At 43.2% G+C, this 20201-nt stretch carries 16 protein-coding genes; 9 read left to right on the top strand and 7 right to left on the bottom strand.

Annotation, left to right across the window (positions count from 1 at the left end; translation table 11 throughout):
- The first annotated feature begins 14 nt into the window (after positions 1-14).
- The 8 genes from ABDD95_RS15885 (at position 15) to ABDD95_RS15920 (ending at position 8507) form a co-directional block, all read left to right on the top strand.
- Positions 15-635, top strand: a complete 621-nt coding sequence (locus tag ABDD95_RS15885; protein ID WP_345948322.1) for a phosphatase PAP2 family protein — start codon at positions 15-17, stop codon at positions 633-635.
- A 161-nt stretch (positions 636-796) separates the two neighbouring features.
- Positions 797-1747 (top strand): glycosyltransferase family 2 protein, encoded by a 951-nt coding sequence (locus ABDD95_RS15890; RefSeq protein WP_345948323.1) that lies wholly within the window; start codon positions 797-799, stop codon positions 1745-1747.
- 165 nt (positions 1748-1912) lie between these two features.
- Entirely contained in the window at positions 1913-2881 is a 969-nt protein-coding gene (locus ABDD95_RS15895) for a glycosyltransferase (protein WP_345948324.1), read from the top strand.
- Between the two features lie 6 nt (positions 2882-2887).
- Positions 2888-3661, top strand: a complete 774-nt coding sequence (locus ABDD95_RS15900) for a hypothetical protein (protein ID WP_345948325.1) — start codon at positions 2888-2890, stop codon at positions 3659-3661.
- Between the two features lie 3 nt (positions 3662-3664).
- Positions 3665-5161: a GH3 auxin-responsive promoter family protein gene (locus tag ABDD95_RS15905; RefSeq protein WP_345948326.1), complete on the top strand. Its 1497-nt coding sequence runs from the start codon at positions 3665-3667 to the stop codon at positions 5159-5161.
- A gap of 107 nt (positions 5162-5268) precedes the next feature.
- On the top strand, positions 5269-6468 hold the full coding sequence (locus tag ABDD95_RS15910) for a 1-deoxy-D-xylulose-5-phosphate reductoisomerase (RefSeq protein ID WP_345948327.1): 1200 nt from the start codon (positions 5269-5271) through the stop codon (positions 6466-6468).
- 15 nt (positions 6469-6483) lie between these two features.
- Positions 6484-7833 (top strand): RIP metalloprotease RseP, encoded by a 1350-nt coding sequence (gene rseP / locus ABDD95_RS15915; RefSeq protein WP_345948328.1) that lies wholly within the window; start codon positions 6484-6486, stop codon positions 7831-7833.
- Between the two features lie 278 nt (positions 7834-8111).
- A complete protein-coding gene (locus ABDD95_RS15920; protein WP_345948329.1) occupies positions 8112-8507 on the top strand; it encodes a hypothetical protein in 396 nt (131 codons plus the stop codon).
- 7 nt (positions 8508-8514) lie between these two features.
- Here the strand turns inward: ABDD95_RS15920 and ABDD95_RS15925 are convergent, their stop codons facing one another.
- The 5 genes from ABDD95_RS15925 to ABDD95_RS15945 are packed head-to-tail and all read right to left on the bottom strand — an operon-like array spanning position 8515 to position 15128.
- Positions 8515-9087, bottom strand: a complete 573-nt coding sequence (locus tag ABDD95_RS15925; RefSeq protein ID WP_345948330.1) for a DUF4199 domain-containing protein — start codon at positions 9085-9087, stop codon at positions 8515-8517.
- Between the two features lie 14 nt (positions 9088-9101).
- On the bottom strand, positions 9102-9776 hold the full coding sequence (locus tag ABDD95_RS15930) for a hypothetical protein (RefSeq protein ID WP_345948331.1): 675 nt from the start codon (positions 9774-9776) through the stop codon (positions 9102-9104).
- A gap of 11 nt (positions 9777-9787) precedes the next feature.
- Positions 9788-11041, bottom strand: a complete 1254-nt coding sequence (locus ABDD95_RS15935) for a dihydroorotase (RefSeq protein WP_345948332.1) — start codon at positions 11039-11041, stop codon at positions 9788-9790.
- 38 nt (positions 11042-11079) lie between these two features.
- On the bottom strand, positions 11080-13134 hold the full coding sequence (locus tag ABDD95_RS15940) for a BatA domain-containing protein (protein WP_345948333.1): 2055 nt from the start codon (positions 13132-13134) through the stop codon (positions 11080-11082).
- Positions 13135-13187: 53 nt separating this feature from the next.
- Positions 13188-15128, bottom strand: coding sequence for a tetratricopeptide repeat-containing sensor histidine kinase (locus ABDD95_RS15945; RefSeq protein ID WP_345948334.1), 1941 nt, complete (start codon positions 15126-15128; stop codon positions 13188-13190).
- 355 nt (positions 15129-15483) lie between these two features.
- Here ABDD95_RS15945 and ABDD95_RS15950 point away from each other — a divergent pair, with 355 nt between their 5' ends.
- Entirely contained in the window at positions 15484-16479 is a 996-nt protein-coding gene (locus ABDD95_RS15950) for an aldo/keto reductase (protein WP_345948335.1), read from the top strand.
- Between the two features lie 91 nt (positions 16480-16570).
- Here ABDD95_RS15950 and ABDD95_RS15955 read toward each other — a convergent pair whose 3' ends face one another.
- Positions 16571-17362 (bottom strand): hypothetical protein, encoded by a 792-nt coding sequence (locus ABDD95_RS15955; protein WP_345948336.1) that lies wholly within the window; start codon positions 17360-17362, stop codon positions 16571-16573.
- A gap of 120 nt (positions 17363-17482) precedes the next feature.
- Positions 17483-19795, bottom strand: coding sequence for a family 20 glycosylhydrolase (locus tag ABDD95_RS15960; protein ID WP_345948337.1), 2313 nt, complete (start codon positions 19793-19795; stop codon positions 17483-17485).
- Between the last annotated feature and the right edge of the window lie 406 nt (positions 19796-20201).

Genomic DNA, 20201 nt, shown 5'->3' on the forward strand with positions numbered 1-20201 from the left:
TGTTACAACACCTGATGAAGAGCATCATTCTTTTTAAGACACTGCCTGTAATAGCCATTTTTATACTTTTTAATTTACGGCTAAAAGCCCAGGTTATGCAAGAGCCGTTTGGCCGAAGCCTGGATGACCGGATCATGATTCATCTGGCCGAAAACCGCACACCCGAACGCACCGGCTTTTACTATTTCATGTCGAAAACCAATATTTACGGAAATTTACTCACACCGGCCGGCTTACTCATAGGCGGCACCATAAGCAATGATAAAGCCATGCGCCAAAATGCATTGTATGTTGCCAGCAGTTCTGCTATTTCATATGGCACTATATTATTAATCAAGCGAATTTTTAAGCGCCCGCGGCCATTCAGAGGTAATTTTCGCATTGTACCCGTGTATATAGCCGGCGATTATTCATTCCCTTCAGGGCATGCTTCATCTTCCATGAGCACGGCTACATCTCTTTCTATGCTTTACCCTAAATGGTATGTGATAGCTCCCGCATTTTTATGGGCTGGCTCCGTTAGTTATTCGAGAATGTACCTGGGCCTGCATTACCCCAGCGATGTTGCCACCGGAACGCTTATAGGTGCTGGTACATCCGTTTATTTAAACACAATCAGGAACAGGGTGCAATAGTTTTTGACGTTTAACACGCAGTCACGTGCAAAGAATGAACCCTTTTATCTTTCATGGTGTTCTTGATTCTATACTCTCGCCTCTATCCCTCTCAAAGCAAAACTATTTTCCTATTTTTGCACACTACGAGTAAAGCTAGTTCATAGCTTGAAAATTTATGCATGGATATTTCAGTTGTTGTACCCTTATTTAACGAAGTAGAATCGTTACCCGAACTAACCACTTGGATTAGCCGGGTAATGGATGAAAACCGTTTTACTTACGAAATACTTTTGGTTGATGATGGCAGTAAAGACGGATCATGGGAAATGATCTGCAAGCTGCACGGCCATAACCCGCACGTTAAGGGCATCAAATTCAGGCGTAATTATGGAAAATCTGCCGCCTTAAATACAGGTTTTGAGGCCGCGCAAGGCAATGTGGTGATTACTATGGATGCCGATTTGCAGGATAGCCCCGACGAAATACCCGAGCTATACCGCCGTATTAGTGAAGAAAATTATGATCTGATATCGGGCTGGAAAGCTAAACGGTATGATCCGCTAACCAAAACTATACCCACCCGTTTATTTAACGCGGCTACACGCAGCATGTCTGGCATTAATAATCTGCACGATTTTAATTGCGGCTTAAAGGCCTATCGCAAAGCTGTGGTCAAAAATATTGAGGTTTATGGTGAGATGCACCGTTACATACCGGTAATTGCCAAATGGGCCGGCTTCACTAAAATTGGTGAACAGGTAGTGGAACATCGCGCCCGCAAATACGGCAAAACCAAATTTGGTATGAGCCGCTTTATTAACGGCTTCCTCGACCTGCTTTCCATCTTTTTTGTAGGAAAATTTGGCAAACGCCCCATGCACTTTTTTGGTTCAATGGGCGTGCTGAGCTTTTTCATCGGCTTAGTAATGACCATATGGATTATTGCAGAAAAGCTGATTCATATTGCGCACAACGAAAAATATCGCGATGCAACAGATAGCACCATGTTTTACCTTGCTTTGGTGGCCATTGTGGTAGGTTCGCAGCTATTTTTAACCGGGTTTGTGGCCGAACTGGTATCACGCAATTCGCCTGAGCGAAACAATTATCAAATAGAAGACAAAGTTTAATTTCGAATTAAGCCCCTGTCATTCCGAACCATAGTGAGCAGTATTTCCGGAAGTACCTGGTAATGGCTTTGAAACGATTTATCGTTAACACTCGAAATGACATGATCCATATTATTTGCAGATAAACTTATCATCTGCATATTTGCACATTCGCCCGTTTAAATAATGTTTTTCTCCATCATCATACCACTTTATAACCGCCCGCAGGAGATCAAAGAACTGCTGGAAAGCCTTATGCGCCAAACTTACCGGCAGTTTGAGGTTTTAGTAATTGAGGATGGGTCGGTTAAAGATGCAAAAGATATTGTGGCCACCTTTACGGGAGAGCTGGACGTACACTATTATTTCAAGCCCAACGAAGGCCAGGGTTTTAGCCGCAACTTTGGTTTTGAACGAGCCAAAGGCGACTATTTTATCATCTTCGACTCAGATATACTGGTGCCTGAAAATTACCTTGAGGTGGTCAACAATCGCCTCGAAACCGATTACCTGGATGCTTATGGCGGGCCTGATGATGCACATCCATCATTTACGCCCATGCAAAAGGCCATCAGTTATTCCATGACCTCGCCATTTACTACAGGCGGCATACGTGGCAATAAAAAAGGTATTGGCCAGTTTCATCCGCGCAGCTTTAATATGGGCGTATCACGACAGGTGTGGCAAAAACTCGGCGGCTTCATCATTACCCGCTTGGGCGAGGATATTGAGTACAGTATCCGCATTCATACCGCCGGTTTTAAAATAGGCTTGATACCCGAAGCCAAGGTTTACCACAAGCGGCGCACCAGTTACAGCCAGTTTTATAAGCAGCTTCATTTCTTTGGCAGGTCGCGCATCAATATTTACAAATTCTTTCCGTCAGAGTTGAAGGCCGTACATTTTTTCCCGGCAGTATTTACACTTGGGGTTATGTTTACGCTTATAGCTAATTTGTTTGGCTGGCCTGTTGCCTGGTTGGGCAATGCGGTATTGGTGATATTCACTTTGTTAATATTTTTTCATTCGCTGTCTAAAAACAAATCGTTAAAAGTTGCATTTTTGAGCATAGGCGCAGCCTTCATTCAACTTATAGCTTACGGCCTGGGTTTTATGCAGGACTATGGTAAGCGCATTATTTTAAAACAATCATAAGCACCTATGTATCATCCTTTTTCCATAGCCGACACTATAAGAACAGCATGGAATGTTATCAAAAAAAATTATATCACGCTGATTGTTTACTCCATGATATCGTTGATCTTTTACGAGATCATCAAATTTCTCACTGGCTTTGTAGTTATATATGATAATGAGTATAAACAGGTAGCATTCGTTTTCTTCATGATGCTTGTACAATCCTACCTGGTACTGAGCTTTTACAAACTTATTTTAACCCTTATGGATAGGGAGTATTACGAATTTGAGTTTCGTGATATATTGCCCTCATTCCGGATGGCCCTTTCCTTTGTCACAATCGGGGTGCTTTACACTATTCTGATCGGTACTATTATCTTTCTGAATTTACAATTGGATATTGCACCAACCGTACGTAATGTAGTTGATAAATTAGAAATAATAGCAGTTGGTTACCTTCTGGTACGCTCCATATACTGCCTTTGCTTTATTGTAGATGAAGATTCGGGGCCTATTGAGTCGCTTAAACAAAGCTTTTACATCACCTGGAATAATTTTTTCAAGCTGTTAGGCCTTATACTCATTGTGGTAGGTTTTATTGCCTTACTTCTAATCATCATCAATTTAATTATTACATTTTTATTTGATGTGGATAGCAGCAGTTACATCTTTAAAATAGCTTCAATATGCTGGTTTGCGGTTTCTTTTCCGCTCGTACAGGTGATGATCATGGTATCATACCGTAAATTAGTTTACAGCCATAAGGATGTAGATGATGACGTGTCAGAAACTTTATAAGCCATGGGGTTAAAATCCGTTTTAAGTAAACTTTTTGCAGCCCGGGTAAACCGCCACATAAACCACATGCGGCAGAATGCCGTGCAGCTACAGCACCAAACGCTGCAGCACTTAATTAAACAAGCGTCAGCAACCGCCTTTGGCAAAGACCACCACTTCCAAAACATTCATACCTACGAAGATTTTAAACTTAACGTGCCCGTGCGCGATTACGAGGACTTGCGCCCGTACATTGACCGGGTTACGCATGGCGAACCGGATGTAATGTGGCCGGGCAAGCCTGCTTATCTCGCCAAAACATCGGGTACTACATCGGGCGTTAAATATATACCAATCTCAAAAGAGAGCATGCCCGAGCATATCAAAGCCGCACGCAATGCATTGCTTAGTTACATTCATGAAACCGGCAAGGCGGATTTTGTAGACGGAAAGATGATATTTTTGCAAGGCAGCCCGGTAATGAGCGAAAAAGCCGGTATTGCTACAGGTCGCTTATCGGGCATAGTGGCGCACCATGTACCTGCATATCTGCAAAAAAACAGACTGCCCAGTTACGAAGTAAATTGTATTGACGACTGGGAGCAAAAAGTGGATGCCATAGTGGAAGAAACTTACGATGCCGATATGCGCCTTATATCGGGCATACCACCCTGGTGCCAAATGTACTTTGACCGGCTTTCGGCCAAAGCTGGCGGTAAAAAGATCAAAGACATTTTTCCTAACTTTAAGTTGTTTGTTTACGGTGGGGTAAATTACGAACCCTATCGGGCACGAATTGAAGAAAGCATAGGCTTTGGTATAGACACGATAGAAACTTACCCTGCATCCGAAGGATTTATTGCCTTTCAGAATTCTCAAAAAGACAAAGGCTTACTTTTGCTGGCAGATTCGGGCATATTTTACGAGTTTATCCCTTCAGAAGAATATTTTAATGAAAATCCCAGCCGTCTAAGCCTTGGTCAGGTTGAATTAAATAAGAACTATGCCCTTATACTCAATACAAATGCCGGCTTATGGGGTTACAGCATTGGCGATACCGTTAAGTTCACATCCCTTAACCCTTATAAAATTGTAGTAAGCGGCCGCATTAAACACTACATATCAGCATTTGGCGAGCATGTAATTGGCGAAGAAGTAGAACATGCCTTAATGAGTGTAGCCCATGAAGAAGGTGTAGATGTAGTAGAATTTACAGTAGCACCGCAGGTTAACCCGGCCAATGGTTTGCCCTACCACGAATGGTTTGTTGAGTTTGGCAAAACACCTGCAGATATGCCGGCTTTTGCACAAAAGGTGGACAGGGTACTGCAGCAAAAAAATATTTATTACTATGACCTCATTGAAGGTAACATTTTGCGCCCTTTGGTAGTCAGATGTCTGCAACCGGATAGTTTTATTAATTTTATGCGTTCGCAAGGGAAGCTTGGCGGGCAAAACAAAGTACCCCGGCTATCAAACGATCGTAAGATTGCGGATGCCCTTGCTGATTATATTATTTAATCTTAATTTTAAATCTTTTATAAATTAAACATCGTAGGTCATTGTAAATCATCTACGTAATATCGGGCGGAGCTTCTTTAGCCCTGGTCCGTTATAGCTCAGTATAAATGCACAGTTCGTCCCAAACAGGAATTAAAAACATAGCTATTCTCGGCTCAACCGGCAGCATTGGCACACAAACGCTCGAGGTAATCTCCGAAAATCCAGACCGGTTTAAGGCCCATGTGCTTACCGCGCATCGCAATGCCGATTTACTGATTGAGCAGGCTTTACAATACGCCCCCGCCTATGCAGTAATATGTGATGTAAGCCTGTATGCACAGGTTAAGCAGGCACTTGCGCATACCCAAACCAAAGTACTGGCTGGTTATGATGAGGTAAAACATATAGTTACCTTGCCCGAAATTGATGTGGTGCTTACCGCTATGGTAGGGTTTGCCGGGCTTGAGCCAACCATTAACGCCGTAAAAGCAGGTAAGGATATAGCCTTGGCCAATAAGGAAACTTTGGTGGTAGCCGGTGAGTTGATTACTGCGCTGGCTAAGCAGCACAACGTAAAGTTGCTACCGGTTGATTCCGAACATTCGGCTATCTTTCAGTGCCTGGCGGGCGAGGAATTGAACCCTATAGAAAAAATTATATTAACCGCCTCTGGCGGCCCTTTTAGGGGTAAGGATAAAAACTTTTTATCCAGCGTTACCCGCCATCAGGCGCTAAAGCATCCTAATTGGGTAATGGGTGCCAAAATCACTATAGATTCCGCCTCGCTCATGAACAAAGGGTTGGAAGTGATAGAAGCTAAATGGCTGTTCAACTTATCGCTGGAGCAAATTGAAGTGATTGTTCACCCGCAGTCTATCGTTCATTCACTGGTGCAGTTTGAGGATGGCTCCATGAAGGCACAAATGGGTTTGCCCGACATGAAATTGCCTATACAATACGCCTTAGGTTACCCTGAGCGTATCAAAAACAACTACAAGCGGTTTGATTTTACCGCCTACCCGAATCTTAGTTTCGAGAAGCCCGATATGGCAACTTTCCGTAACCTGGCCCTTGCTTATGAAGCATTGGGCACCGCCGGCAATATGCCTTGCATAGTAAATGCAGCCAACGAGGTGGCCGTGGCCGGTTTCCTGGCCGATCAGGTAAGCTTTTTGGGCATGAGTGATGTAATTGAACACTGCATGCGGAAAATACCGGTCATGACACAACCAACTTTAGCCGATTATTTGGCTACTGATAAAGAAACACGCATCTTAGCACAAAATTTAATTGAACAAATGCCGTTAAAGGCATTGACTGTTTAGAACGTAATTTACAGAATGGATATAGTGATAATGGTAGGCCAGTTGATACTGGGCCTTTCTATCTTGGTTATTTTGCATGAGTTTGGTCACTTTATAGCGGCCCGTGCCTTCGGCATAAAAGTTGAAAAGTTTTACCTGTTTTTTGATGCCTGGAACTTTAGCCTTTTTAAATTCAATTACAAAGGCGTAGAGTATGGTATGGGTTGGCTGCCGCTGGGTGGCTACGTTAAAATTGCCGGTATGATTGATGAATCAATGGATACTGAGCAGATGGCTGGTCCGCCGCAGCCTTGGGAGTTTCGTTCCAAACCGGCTTGGCAGCGTTTAATTGTAATGCTGGGCGGTATTTTTGTGAACATTGTACTCGGTATATTAATTTTTTGGGTACTGACCATCAAGTACGGTGAAACCTATATTCCTAACGAAAGCTTAAAATACGGTATAGTACCTGGCAGTATTGGAAAAGGAATTGGCCTTAAAGCCGGCGACAAAGTTGTTGCTCTTAACGGGCAAAAAGTTGATCGTTTTGAAGATCTGGTAAGCTCAAAAGTATTAATGGGAAACAGCGTTTTAACAGTAGAGCGTAACAACCAAACATTAAACATAAAAGTGCCCGGCAACATCCTTAATGATGTTTCGGATTTGGGCATCGAGCAATTTATTAGCCGTATGCCGCGTACCACTTTCCGAGTAGATTCGGTAGTAGCGGGCAGTAATGCACAAAAGGCTGGGTTAAAACCAGGCGACAGCGTGTTAGCTGTAAACGGTACTCCTGTACGCTTTTATGATGAGTTTCAGGCGCAGTTAATGCAGTATAAAAATAAGCCGGTTGGTTTAACTGTAAAACGCAATGAAGGTACCTTACCACTAACTGCACAGGTAAACAAGGATGGCATGCTTGGTTTTAAAGACGGTCGCTTCGGCATCCGTGTAAAAACCGACTTACCAGAGGAGAAAACATTAAAATTTGGTTTCTTTGGCTCGCTGCCTGTTGGTGCATCAAAAGCCTGGGGTACCTTTAGCGATAATGCAAAAGGCCTTGGTAAAGTATTTACCGGGCAGGTAAAGGCAAATAAAGCACTATCAAGCCCAATTGGCATTGCCCGTTTATTTGGCAGCCAGGTTGACTGGTTACGTTTCTGGAGCCTGGTAGGATTATTGTCAATGGCTTTGGCTTTGATGAATCTGCTGCCAATCCCGGCGCTGGATGGTGGTCATGCGCTGTTTCTTATCATTGAAATGATTAAAGGCAAACCGCTAAGCGATAAATTTTTAGAGCGTGCGCAAATGGTGGGGTTTGTAATATTGATTACCTTAATGGTTTTTGTATTTGGTAACGATATTTTTAAGATCATTAAAAAGTAGTTAGCACACTCAATAAACCAAAACCCGCCAGGCTAAGCGCTAGTAGAGTAACAACGGTCAATTTTGGCAAGGGTTATCCAAAGCACAGCTCGAAATTTAGTAACAAATGCTTGCTAATATTGGTCGTCATATTCACGACTAATATTAGCAAGCATTTGTCAATTAACGCCCAGTCTTGTAGGCATTATATGCTGTTAAAAACAAGCCTATTGCGGTGTAAACTTTTCTTATGACCAGTATGCTTACAATTTGCCTGTTAAGTTGTTGTACTCATAATCATGAAAAGACGAATACTGCTTATAGTAACCCTGATAGTTCTTTTAGTAATAGGTGGCGTTGTTTACTACCGCTATTATTTTGTGTTTGGCGACGGTACCAAAGCCGGTACCATGAATTACTTTGTACACAAAGGCTATATGTTTAAAACCTACGAGGGCAGGTTAATACAATCCGGAATCAGAACACCTACGCAGGGAAGCGTGCAATCTAATGAGTTCAGATTCTCAGTTGCTGATGAAAAAGTTGCTGAAAAACTGAACCGCAGTGCTGGCGCTTTCCTGGAACTTCATTATAAAGAATACAAGCATGCCCTACCTTGGCGTGGTGTAAGTAATTTTGTTGTGGACAGTGTATTATCGGTACGGCCGTTTACGCCGCCAAGCCAGCCTTATTAGGCCGGTATTAAGCTTGCGGCTGTGCCGGCCGCTCGCGCTTAAACAGAACGCCCAACACGGCCGATACTGCAAAAACTAATATAACCGAAACAAAAAGCGATCTGAAAAAGCTCTGAACCGTTACCTTACTACCCGCGGCGAAGGTTTGATTCATACTAACAACTTCCTGTTCAATTCTTTTGGCCGGTGTGTGGCTTGATTGCATAGCCGCTTTACGTGATGCGACAAATGATACGTGTGCTTTTTCGGCCAGCTCAGGGTTTATCTTTCCCGAAAATAAGGCTATGCCGTTGTTCCAGATCAGGGTGGTAAAAATGAGCATAATAAATATGCCGGTAATGGCCTGCTTAAGGTTCCAGTACCGGCCTATTTTGTTTCTGAGTCCGCTTATAAAGAGCAGCGCTGCGCCAAAAAGTATGATATAATAAACAGGATATAGAACAACAAAGGTCAGGATAGGCGATGTGGATGCATGAGCCAAATAGTAGAGTTTTAGTATATCTACTACCAGCATAAGTATTCCAAATAATATGCCCCTTATCGCGCCCTCTTTTCTTACAGCCTGATTTAAGTTTTCCATTCAATTGGTTAAATTCAGTCCTGATTAAAAGCTTCCAAAATGGCAATTACAGCCATGTCAAAACCCTTTTCAACTGCAAATTGGGCTATTTCCTCTTTGTCGCTGTTGCCAGGTTTGGTATTTTGGAAAAAGCTCATAATTGGGTAAAACAAATCCTTTAGCTCTGCATCTTCTGATAGTTTGACAGCCACTTTCTGAATTTCCTCAGGCGAACTTTCTACCAGGATCTGGTTAGCTATGATAGGTTCATAAATCTGGTGCTCATCCTGAAACTCATCGTCATCAACCAGCAGGAACTCCGTTAAGTAGTCTTCGAGTGATGGCTCAATACCTTCATCACGGCACTCGTTCAAGTATAGCAACAGGTTTAAAAGCTCGGTACCACGCTCAAGTGTTTCTTCTTCAATCGCAGCCCACTCTGGAGTATCAAGGTAATCTTCTTCCAGGCGGTTAATATCAGCACTAAAAAAGTTCACCATCAGCAAATCAAAGAACACCTCACGTAAGGGTTCTGCCTGCGGAAAATCGTTAAACACATTATCTAGTGCGTTGGCCTTGTCTAAAAATTCATCATCGGCTGTAAATACAGTGGTAAGCCTTTCTGTTAGCTGGTTAACGTTTATGGGTGTATAAGCTGTGTATGCCTGCAATGCCGCACTGATGGCATTTTCTATGTGTTGATCTATCATTTAATGAATGCTTAGTTTGTAAATACTTGTTTGTTGTTACAAGTTAACAGTATTTTACCTTTTAAGTTCTGCCCAAAAAACGGGGAGTTACATGATTTTGAATGGTTACTTTGCTTATCAAAAGTCCAGCTCTGACCGGTATCAAAAACAACCAGGTTTGCTGGCTTATTAGTGGTTAAATCAGGCGTTTGCACGTTTAAAACCTTACGTGGGTTGATGGCCATTTTTTCTACAATCAGCTCAGCAGAAAGGCCCGCTTGTACAGCCAGCGAGAATGCAGTTTGCAACCCAACAATCCCGAAAGCGGCAATTTCAAATTCAACTTCTTTAAGTTCTTTTTCCTGGGGTGTATGCTGCGATACGATGGCATCAATAGTACCATCTTTTAAGCCTTGTAAAAGGGCGTCAATATCGCTTTGTGTACGCAGTGGCGGTTTTACCTTATACTGGCTGTCAAAGCCCAGCAGCGCCTCATCGGTTAGTACCAGATGATGTGCGGCCACATCACAGGTTACACGGAGGCCCTTACGTTTAGCTTCGCGTATAAGCTCTACGGAACGAGTAGTGGTTAGGGTACTAAAGTGTATAGGCGATCCGGTATATTCAGCCAGGTACAGATCACGGGCTATCATCAGTTCTTCGGCCAGTGAGGGAATGCCTTTCATACCTAAAAGCGTACTTACTACCCCTTCATGTACTTTTGCCTTACCGGCTATAGCTACATCCTCGGGATAAGAAAATATGAGCGCATCAAACCCTTGGGCATATAATAAGGCACGTTCCATTAATCCGGCATCTTTAACGGGATTATTACCATCGGTAAAGGCTTTGGCACCGCTACGGTACATATCGTACATCTCGGCTAAATCCTTACCCTCGCGCTTATAAGATACCGTGCCCAGCGGATACACATCTACCAGTTTATTGCGGGTGGTGTTTAAAATATATTCTACCTCGGTTTTGGAGTGAATAGGTGGTTGCGTATCGGGCATGAGCGCTAAACCGGTGAAACCTCCGGCCGCTGCGGCTGCAAGGCCTGTACTAAAATCTTCCTTAGTTTCCAGACCAGGTTCACCCATATTGCAGTTTAAATCAAAAAAGCCGGGCGCTATGTAACTGCCTGCTGCATCAAACACATCAACATCCGCATTTATGCTTTCGGCCACCTCGGCAATAAAGCCATCTTTAATTAAAACATCAGCAACTTTTTGGTAGAATGGCGAGCCGGGGTACAGAACGGTGGCAGATTTGATGAGCAGATTCATGTAAAGGAGGCTTTATGCTTACGCTATTAATACGATTTTTAGGCTTGGCTGCTTTGCTGTTGTTTACCTGTTTTATATAAGCGAACAAGCAGTATTTCGCCAGCCACAAAAATCAGTGCCAAAATTATACAAAGTTTCCATAATTGCAGGCCAAAATTTGTATCGGTGACCGTATTGCTCATTGAACCCTTGCCAGGCTGCCATACTTCGCTGCCTTTTGGTAGCAATCCTATTAACGCCGACTTATCCATATACGTCAAATCCGACTCCAGCTTATTGTTATTGAAAGCAATGATGGCCGCCAGACTATCCTGCTTACTAAGCTGATAATTACCAGGTTGCTGCAGCTGATCGGCAAGGTATAGCAGTGTAGTGCCTTCCTGCTGGCGTGCATCCGGTATAATTGTCTGATTGTCTTTTGTAAGTTTCAAAATTTGTTTATCGCCAACTTGCAAGGGTACCGTTTCAATAGCGGCATCGTTGCCAAGCGTGTAGGATAAGGGCTGGTCATGTCCGCTTAACAGCGCCATTCTAAACAATATAGGAAGCAATAAGGCATGCCTTGGCAGATTGCTATAGTCTTCCTGTAAAGGCACGGCCGATACGTATATTTTGCCACTACCGCTTTTATAACCACTCCAAAACGGTTGCCCGCCGGGTAAATCCATTAAGCTTTCCCTTCGGGTTTGCGTAGCGGCACTTAGTTGATAGTATTTTTTAACGATAGGCAGATCCGGACTGCGTGGCACGTCTTCAAAAACGGTTTTAAATAACGCGTTTTGTATATTTAAACTGCTTACACGCGTTGCCTCGGTTAGCAGTTTCTGGGGGAAAGCGGCCCCCGCCGGTTGCAGCAATGACTGGTAACTTACAAGATCGGCCCCATCGGCCGGGAAAACAGCCAGTGTACCACCTTTGCTTACATAACTTTTTAGTTGCTGGGCCAAACCGCTTGAGATGGATTTAACATCACTGATTACAATGAGCGGATAGGCACTTAACCTGCTGTAGTTTACACTACCTTCATTAGTAACCACGGGCGAAAAAAAGTTATCAGAGCTAAATGCCGCACGCAGGTAAGCATTGGGCTTTCCGCCGTTAACGAGTAGTACCTGCAATTTATCTTTTACATTAAAGCTAAAGTAAAACTGGTTGTCAAATGTCACCGGGTTATCCTGCAGCTGTATCTGTGCTTGTTGCCAGCCACTTTGCAAGCCTGAAAACGTAAGCGTGTCCTGGCGGATAGCACGAGCTTTCACATCATAACTGGCCAAGGCTTTCTGCGTACCATTAACCAGCAGTTTGAGAGGAATGCCGCTGGCATCTTCGGCAGCATAATTGTGCAGTTTAACTACCAGCTTTTCAGTTTCGCCGGGGCGGTGCACGGCGCTAACCAGCCAAACAGAATCTACCGCGACGTTGGGCAAGGTGTTGGCCTTTATCTGGATAAGATTAACCTGGGTTCCTGTATCCGGCTTAAGTGTGGCCAATCCGGTTGCTTTTGCCTGAAAATCAGATATTACATAAGCTTGTTGTAAACTGCCCGGTTGCGTTTGTAAAAGGCTGAGCTGACGCGAAACTATCTGCTGCAGGTTACGGCTTTGCGCACTTATTTTAACTGCATCAACCGCATCGTTAAATTCCTGACGGTTGAGTAGTCGCTGGTGTTTACCCTCAAAATCTTGCGTGAGGATTTGAAAGCGATCATTTATAGAATACGCCGCAGCTATTTCTTTAGCTCTGCGCTTTGCTTCATCAAGCAAGCTTCCCTCAGGGTTAAGGGTTTGCATAGAATAGGAGTTGTCGATAAATACACTAACTGCCTGTTGCTGCCCGGGGGTAATGGTATTTTGGCTTGGCAAATACGGCTTGGCAAAGGCCAGCACTAAAAAACCAAGTGACAATAAGCGGCTAAGTAGTATGAGCCGCTCGCGCAGGTTACGGCGCGACGACTGTTGTTCCTTAATGTCTTTAAGAAACTGAACATTACTAAAATTAACCTTTTTATACCGCCTAAAATTGAACAAATGCACTAGCACCGGAATAGCCAGTGTTATAAGCGCAAACAGAAAAGCAGGGTAGACAAAATGCATTCGGAAAATTTATACTTGCCGCTGGTGCTGCTAACAAATATACCCCAATAGCACTAACTTACAAAGCCATTGCTGGGTATTAACGTACTGCTGGCCTCAAAAGTGATGGTGAAAGCACTTCCCTTACCGGGCATACTTTTGATTTGCAGCTTTCCATCCAGCTTTTTAATCAGATCACGAATCACCATTAAGCCAAAACCACTGCCCTCTTCGTTCTGGGTGCCTTTAGTTGAATAATAATTTTCACTATTAATACGCTCCAAAACATCGGTACTCATACCTATGCCGGTATCTTTTACGGTAAAACTGGTTTCATTGGCGGTAGTTTCGGCACTTATTTCGATACGGCCGCCAACTGGTGTAAATTTTATAGCGTTGTTGAGCAGGTTTCTAAAAACAATACGCAGACTTTCAGCCTCGGTGAGCCAATTTAGCTGAGCCGGTAAAATGTTATCTACGTTAATATTTTTGTCGCTAATGGGTATTTTCTGCTCCTCGATTATGTTATCGGCTATCTGATGCAAATTAACTTCAACTTTCTCGAGTGGAACACCACGCAATTGCGCTCTTATCCAAAACAACAAATTATCGGTCAAAGCCATTACACGAGTGTATTGTGCTTCCAACTGGCCAAATAGGTCTTTAGTTTCCTCCTGAGACAGCAACCCTTCATTAACCAAGTGAACCAAGCTTTGCGTTGTGGCCAATGGTTTCCGCAGATCATGCGAGATGATAGACAGCAATTTATTTTTCAGGGCATTATCATCTTCCAGCTTTTTGTTTTGCTTGGTAATCTCGGTGTTCAGTTTATCCAGCAAAGCCAGGTTCCATTGAATCTCATTGTTTTTTGCATTAAGTTGGGTGGTATATTTCTTCGCCTTTTTGTAGTTGTAACCCAAAGCAAACACCACTATCACAAAAACAATTAGGAAGCCGGTGTATAATAATATCACGCTCTTTTGCTGTTCCGATCTCTTTTGTGCCTTTTCAATATTTTGCTGTAACCTAACTTGCTGCTGCTCCTGCATCCGCAACGCATCAATAAAATCGCTCGATTCCTTGCGTTCCCTTTCGTTAATCGTATTATCTACATAAATAAGCTCGTCCTGCCATTGAATAATAGCATCCTTATCACGCCAGGCTTTGCTGACAGTTAACAGCAACTGTACCGATGTTTTCACCAATGCCAGGGCAGCAGTACTATCGGCTTTGCTATGAGCAAGCCGGGCAAAAGGCATAGCTTTATCAAATTCCTTTTTACCAATATAAATTTTACTTAGCTCAATATATGATAATGCTTTGCCGTAAGTATCACCGGCTAAAGTATCTAGATGTAAAGCCTTATGTAAATAGTATATGGCCGAATCGGGCTTTTTCAGGGTTTGCAAAAGCAAGGCACGGTTGTAATAGCTCTTTTTTTCGCCATATCTATATTTTGAACGGCGACTCAAAAGATAAGCGTTGTCGAAAAAACGACGTGCCTCATCATACCGTTTCTGGTCTGCCTTAAGTAAGCCAAGCCGCAGTTGTATATTCACTACATCAATTGGCATATTTAAATCGGTAAACGTTTTCAACGTTCCGTATAGTAGTTTTTCAGCTTCTTTTAATCCGCCGCTTTTACGTTTAATGGAGCTAATATGCTGCTCGGCCCTGGCAACATTGTATATATCATGATTGCGTCGACTTAGCTGCATAGAGCGATAATACAGCTCAAGAGCTCTTTTGGAATAGCCGCGCTGACTTAATACCTCGGCCTGATAAAGGTAAGCTATGGCCAGGCCTTTGAAATAATTATACTCGGTAGCCAGCAACTCGGCCTGTGTAAGCAAGGTGAACGCCCTGCCCGCATCTTGCCTAATCAGTGGAACAGCTTTGTTGTTTAAAGAATCAACACGAGCAATAATGCGCGGGTGACGGCGCACAGAATCCTGCGCCCGCGCTGTTATCATAAACAAGCTCAAAAATAATGATAGCAGGCCTGTAACAAGCATTTTATTGTTTGTTATGTGGCCACACTTGTACATGATATATATAGTAATGATAGTAATTGTTGTTTTAGTTTGACTGAACTATTAACGGAATAAATGACTTTTTAATTTATTCAGGACCAGCCGTATAAGCATTTAAATTTTAGAGCTGAATACGTGTTATAACCATCGGTTGTTGCGCTTAAACTGATTTTTAATTTTTCATGTAAATAATGCGTCCAACTCGTTAAATGTTTGACCTTATATCTACTTAATAGTTTATACAGGGTTGTTATTAACATAATATACGGTATTTGACATGACTAAGACCGAACAAAATTTTTGGTGGTATGTTGTTTAAACGTCTATTTAAACATATATGGAATACAGAAAACTAGGAGAAACAGAGCTGGCGGTTTCGGCCATTACTTTTGGCGCGTGGGCTGCCGGCGGATGGATGTGGGGCGGAAATGACGATCAGGATGCCATTAATGCCATGAAAGCAGCTTATGACGAGGGCATAACTAGTATTGATACGGCTCCCATTTACGGGCAAGGTAAAAGTGAGGAGTTGGTTGGCCAGGCTATTAAAGATCTTCCGCGCGATAAGGTGCAGATCTTAACCAAGTATGGTATGCGCTGGGATTTAGTTAAAGGCACATTTGGCTTCAAGTCGCAAGATAATAACGGCAACGACTTAGACGTATACAAATATGCTGGCAAGGAAAGCATTATTAAAGAGTGTGAAGACAGCCTTAAACGCCTGGGTACCGACTATATTGATTTGTACCAGATACATTGGCCCGACGAAAGTACGCCTATAGCCGAAACAATGGAAGCTATTTTACGCCTGCAGGAACAAGGCAAAATACGGGAAGCCGGTGTAAGTAACTACAGCGTGGCTCAAATGCAGGAGGCCGAAAAGACGATTAAACTGGCATCAAATCAGGTTCCGTACAGTATGGTGAAACGCGACATTGAAGCCGACCTGGTGCCTTACTGCATCGAGAACCACAAAGGCATTTTAGCTTACAGCCCAATGGAACGCGGCTTATTAACAGGTAAAATGAAAGCTGGCCAACAGTTTGGCGAAGGTGATCACCGTGCCGGGCTAAAGTTTTTCAAGGATGAAAATATTAAGCGAACTAACGAGTTCCTGAATAAAATTAAGCCGCTGGCTGACGAAAAGAATGCCACATTAGGCCAGTTGGTTATACGGTGGACAATTGAACGGCCGGGTATAACCGTAGCGCTGGTAGGTGCACGTAATGCAGAACAAGCCACCCAAAATGCTCAAGCCATTAATGTAAAATTAAGCGCCGAGGAAGTAAATTTCATAACCGGCGAACTAGACAAATTAGAGTTAGTAGATTAATCACCACCTTCTATCTATTCTCCACTTGTAACATTTTAATACTAAAAAGCCTTTCTTTTCCCATCAAATGGTTTAAAGAAAGGCTTTTAAATTATCTATGTCTTCTACGCTTTTTTGTAGTTTGTTTTTTGCGCGATGATGTGCGACGCTTGACCGACCTCCGGCTAGTTGATTTTTTGCGAACGCTTGAACTTTTAGAACCCGATTGAGTTTCCGTTTGCTGATTTCGACTTGCCACTGGCGCGATTGCTGTTTCTTTCATTACAGAATCGGTACTTAACTGATCGGCCGAAAGGCTATTACCCCTTAAAGTATATTGAATAAGACGCTTTTGAATAGGCTTTTTGGCCAGTGAGTCGCTTTCATCATACACATCAAACTCGCGCATCAAGTTGCCGTCTTTGATAAAAAAGTTATCATTCCCTCTGTAACCTTTACGCTGCGAACGAGTAAGACGCGGAAAATCAATTTTGCGGGCATTATCGTCTTTATATTCAAAGGCAAATACCTCTGCTGCATTGGTGCTGTCGGCCGCCTGGGTATGAATGAACAGCTCCGGGTCGCCATCAGTATCCATATCGGCATTATAAACATCCACAATACGACCTTCTAAGTCGCCTGTGGTGGTGGTATATTTCATGGACGCCGAATCCGACCGCAAAATTTCGAAAGCGCCCATGCTTTCCGATCCTCTGCCCCATGCAAGCACATCATAATATTGCCCTGGAGATACCTCAATAGTTTTATGGAAACGGAACGGCGCCATTACCCTAGGAGCCTGCGTAGCAGCCGGTGCCGGCACCGATGCTTTGTCTGATGAGTTGCCTCCACATGCGGCCGCAAACGTCATGTAGCCCAGCAGCAGGTATACGTATTGCTTCATTTTCATTAATCAGGTTTTATCAATAGTTTAAATTAGGGGTCTATTCTTCTTTTAATTGAACGATTATTGCAGCCAGAAAATGCTTTTAGTGCTCTGCAGTATGCCGAGGCCTTATTACTTTTAATTCACCATCGTTTCAGCCGAAAACTCGCCTTTAGGTTTGCCCGGCATAGTCAGGTATACCCGTAAGGTACTAAAAGCGCCGCCTTCAAAATACTTTAAAGTAAATTTATGCAATCCTTTTTGCAATAAAACTTCGCCTGGTTGCTCGTACAAGCTGTGCTTACCATCGTTATCTACCACCAACTGGTCATCGATGTAAATCACCGAGCCATCATCAGATTGGGTAGAAAAAATGTATTTACCATCAGCATCTATATTAAAATAACCGTCGTAAGTAACGCCAAACGTACGGTTAGCTTTTTTAAAGGCTGCTGTGTTAAATGTTTTTACCACGCCTGTATCTAAAACGCGTGCGCCATCCAACTGGCCTGTATTAGTAAACAACCCGGCAACTAACTGATATTTTACCCCAGGCGTTTTACCGCCAAAGGTAACAGCAGGCAGAGGTGCACGGTTATAAACCACTGTACGCGTTACTAAACTGCGCTTACCGCTTGGTGTAATAACGATTGTTTTTATCTCGCGGTATTGCTCTGCCGGAATATTTAACGTGAAAGGCTTAGTATAAACCAAATCTGTTGACGTGGGTTCATAGCCATCAATAGTGTAATAAATTTTGGCGCCTTCAACAGGTACTTTCAAGTTAACGGTTAATTGCGAGCCGGTGTATGATGTATCCTTAGCACCAATAGCCGCAGGTACACGATAATTGATGTTGTTTTGATCTAACCAGGCCAAATGACCAGGCAAACGCGTTTCCGCAAAATCAGAATAGTTCTTGTTAGCAATAGGCGACCACGCCACTTCCGACAAAGCCATCATCCGTGGCAGCAGCATATACTCTGCCTTGGCTTCGGTACTTATGTATTCAGTCCATAAATTAGCCTGTACACCTAAAATATACTTTTGCTGAGCAGGGGTAAGTGCAGGTGTTAACGGATTATAAGCGTATGTTTTTGATAAAGGTGTAAAACCACCAATGCTTAGTGGTTCCAAATCAGACCGGGCCTGTGCATGGTCGAGGTACAAACCACTGCTGCTGGGCGTCATGATTACGTTATGGTTTTGTTTAGCAGCTGCTATCCCACCAGCTTCGCCGCGCCAGCTCATTACGGTAGCGTTAGGGGCTAGTCCACCTTCCAATATTTCATCCCATCCAATAATGCTGCGACCTTTGCTATTCACAAACTTTTCCATACGTTGTATAAAATAGCTTTGTAAACCATGCTCATCTTTCAGTTTCAGCCTTTTAATGATGGCCTGCGCCTCGGGCGATGATTTCCAAACAACTTTAGGCGCTTCGTCGCCCCCTATATGTATGTATTTGCTCGGGAACAGGTCAATAACTTCGGTTAACACGTCCTGTAAAAAGCTGAAAGTTTTTTCGGTGGGGCAAAATATATTGTTAAACACCCCCCAGGTACCCGATACTTTATATTCTAGATTAGCATTGCAGCTTAGCTCGGGGTAGGCTGCAAGCGCGGCCATAGCGTGGCCGGGCATCTCTATTTCGGGCACTACGTTAATATACTTACTGGCTGCGTATTGTACTACCTCGCGTATTTGTTCTTGTGTATAATATCCGCCATAAGGCGTATTGTCAAACTGCTGGGGCATACGGTCATGGTAATTACCAATCAAAGTTTCGGCACGCTGGCTGCCGATTTGTGTTAACCGTGGATATTTTTTTATTTCTATTCGCCAGCCCTGGTCATCGGTTAAGTGCCAGTGAAAAGTATTGAGCTTGTATGCTGCCATTAAATCCAGGTAACGTTTAACAAATTCCACCGGGAAAAAATGACGGCAAACATCCAGGTGCATACCCCTGTAGCCAAAGCGCGGATAGTCTTCAATACGGGCGCATGGTATTTTAGCAGTTGCGCTCCTTTCGAGCGGTAATAACTGCATTAGGGTTTGAATGCCGTAAAACAGCCCAGCGCCCTTGCCTGCAATGGTAATTTGCTGCGGTGCTATAGTAAGACGATAACCCTCAGCCGGCAAATTTTCGGTACCGGCGGCAGTAAGCACAATGGCATTGTTGGCCGCATTACCTGTAAAAGCCTGCAAACGGTTTTTAAGCATATACTTATTTTGCAGGTAGCCGCTTAAAAATTGTACAGCTTTGTTGGTAATGGAGTCGGCTTGTATTATGGTTTCCTGGCTTAGCGTAAAGTAACCCGCCTGCTTTTGCAGCGTTACCGGGGCAGGTATGATACCCATGTAAGGGTCGGTTGGAGGCGTTTGAGCCTGCGAAGTGCTGATAGCTAATAAGATATTTAGACAGAACAGTAAAAGGAACTTAAAAGACATAAATAGATTTAACCAGTTTAATAACAACGAACCGTGAAGTTAATCGAATTTCGGGCCGTTGCCATTCATTAAAACGAAAAAAATACAATTCATGTTATAACGTGTTTCTACGAGCCGCTCACTTTATAAGGTATTACTTAAATACAAACGCCGGCTTTCAGAACCAGCCTGTAGAATACCTTACTTAAATCTGCTTTTTAACTTTAATACAGGCATTTCAATAAAACGGTATGAAGCCTCCACCAAAAGCAAAGTTACAGCAATGCGGATAAGGGTTATAAGCAGTAAATTGGCTACACTATGATTCTCTCTAAATCTCTCAAAAAAGAAAAATATAGGCGGATGATAGATATAAATTCCGTAAGATCTCATTCCTACCCAACGGGCAACTTTGTTTGTTAGAAGG

The sequence above is a fragment of the Mucilaginibacter sp. PAMB04274 genome, from assembly GCF_039634385.2.
Lineage (GTDB): Bacteria > Bacteroidota > Bacteroidia > Sphingobacteriales > Sphingobacteriaceae > Mucilaginibacter.

Excerpts from the sequence above, each read along its gene's own strand:
- ABDD95_RS15885 (WP_345948322.1), top strand. The coding sequence starts at position 15 with ATGAAGAGCATCATTCTTTTTAAGACACTGCCTGTAATAGCCATTTTT.
- rseP (WP_345948328.1), top strand. The coding sequence starts at position 6,484 with ATGGATATAGTGATAATGGTAGGCCAGTTGATACTGGGCCTTTCTATC.
- ABDD95_RS15905 (WP_345948326.1), top strand. The coding sequence starts at position 3,665 with ATGGGGTTAAAATCCGTTTTAAGTAAACTTTTTGCAGCCCGGGTAAAC.
- ABDD95_RS15920 (WP_345948329.1), top strand. The coding sequence starts at position 8,112 with ATGAAAAGACGAATACTGCTTATAGTAACCCTGATAGTTCTTTTAGTA.
- ABDD95_RS15960 (WP_345948337.1), bottom strand. The coding sequence starts at position 19,795 with ATGTCTTTTAAGTTCCTTTTACTGTTCTGTCTAAATATCTTATTAGCT.
- ABDD95_RS15895 (WP_345948324.1), top strand. The coding sequence starts at position 1,913 with ATGTTTTTCTCCATCATCATACCACTTTATAACCGCCCGCAGGAGATC.
- ABDD95_RS15935 (WP_345948332.1), bottom strand. The coding sequence starts at position 11,041 with ATGAATCTGCTCATCAAATCTGCCACCGTTCTGTACCCCGGCTCGCCA.
- ABDD95_RS15890 (WP_345948323.1), top strand. The coding sequence starts at position 797 with ATGGATATTTCAGTTGTTGTACCCTTATTTAACGAAGTAGAATCGTTA.
- ABDD95_RS15910 (WP_345948327.1), top strand. The coding sequence starts at position 5,269 with ATGCACAGTTCGTCCCAAACAGGAATTAAAAACATAGCTATTCTCGGC.
- ABDD95_RS15940 (WP_345948333.1), bottom strand. The coding sequence starts at position 13,134 with ATGCATTTTGTCTACCCTGCTTTTCTGTTTGCGCTTATAACACTGGCT.
- ABDD95_RS15900 (WP_345948325.1), top strand. The coding sequence starts at position 2,888 with ATGTATCATCCTTTTTCCATAGCCGACACTATAAGAACAGCATGGAAT.
- ABDD95_RS15945 (WP_345948334.1), bottom strand. The coding sequence starts at position 15,128 with ATGCTTGTTACAGGCCTGCTATCATTATTTTTGAGCTTGTTTATGATA.
- ABDD95_RS15925 (WP_345948330.1), bottom strand. The coding sequence starts at position 9,087 with ATGGAAAACTTAAATCAGGCTGTAAGAAAAGAGGGCGCGATAAGGGGC.
- ABDD95_RS15955 (WP_345948336.1), bottom strand. The coding sequence starts at position 17,362 with ATGAAGCAATACGTATACCTGCTGCTGGGCTACATGACGTTTGCGGCC.
- ABDD95_RS15930 (WP_345948331.1), bottom strand. The coding sequence starts at position 9,776 with ATGATAGATCAACACATAGAAAATGCCATCAGTGCGGCATTGCAGGCA.
- ABDD95_RS15950 (WP_345948335.1), top strand. The coding sequence starts at position 15,484 with ATGGAATACAGAAAACTAGGAGAAACAGAGCTGGCGGTTTCGGCCATT.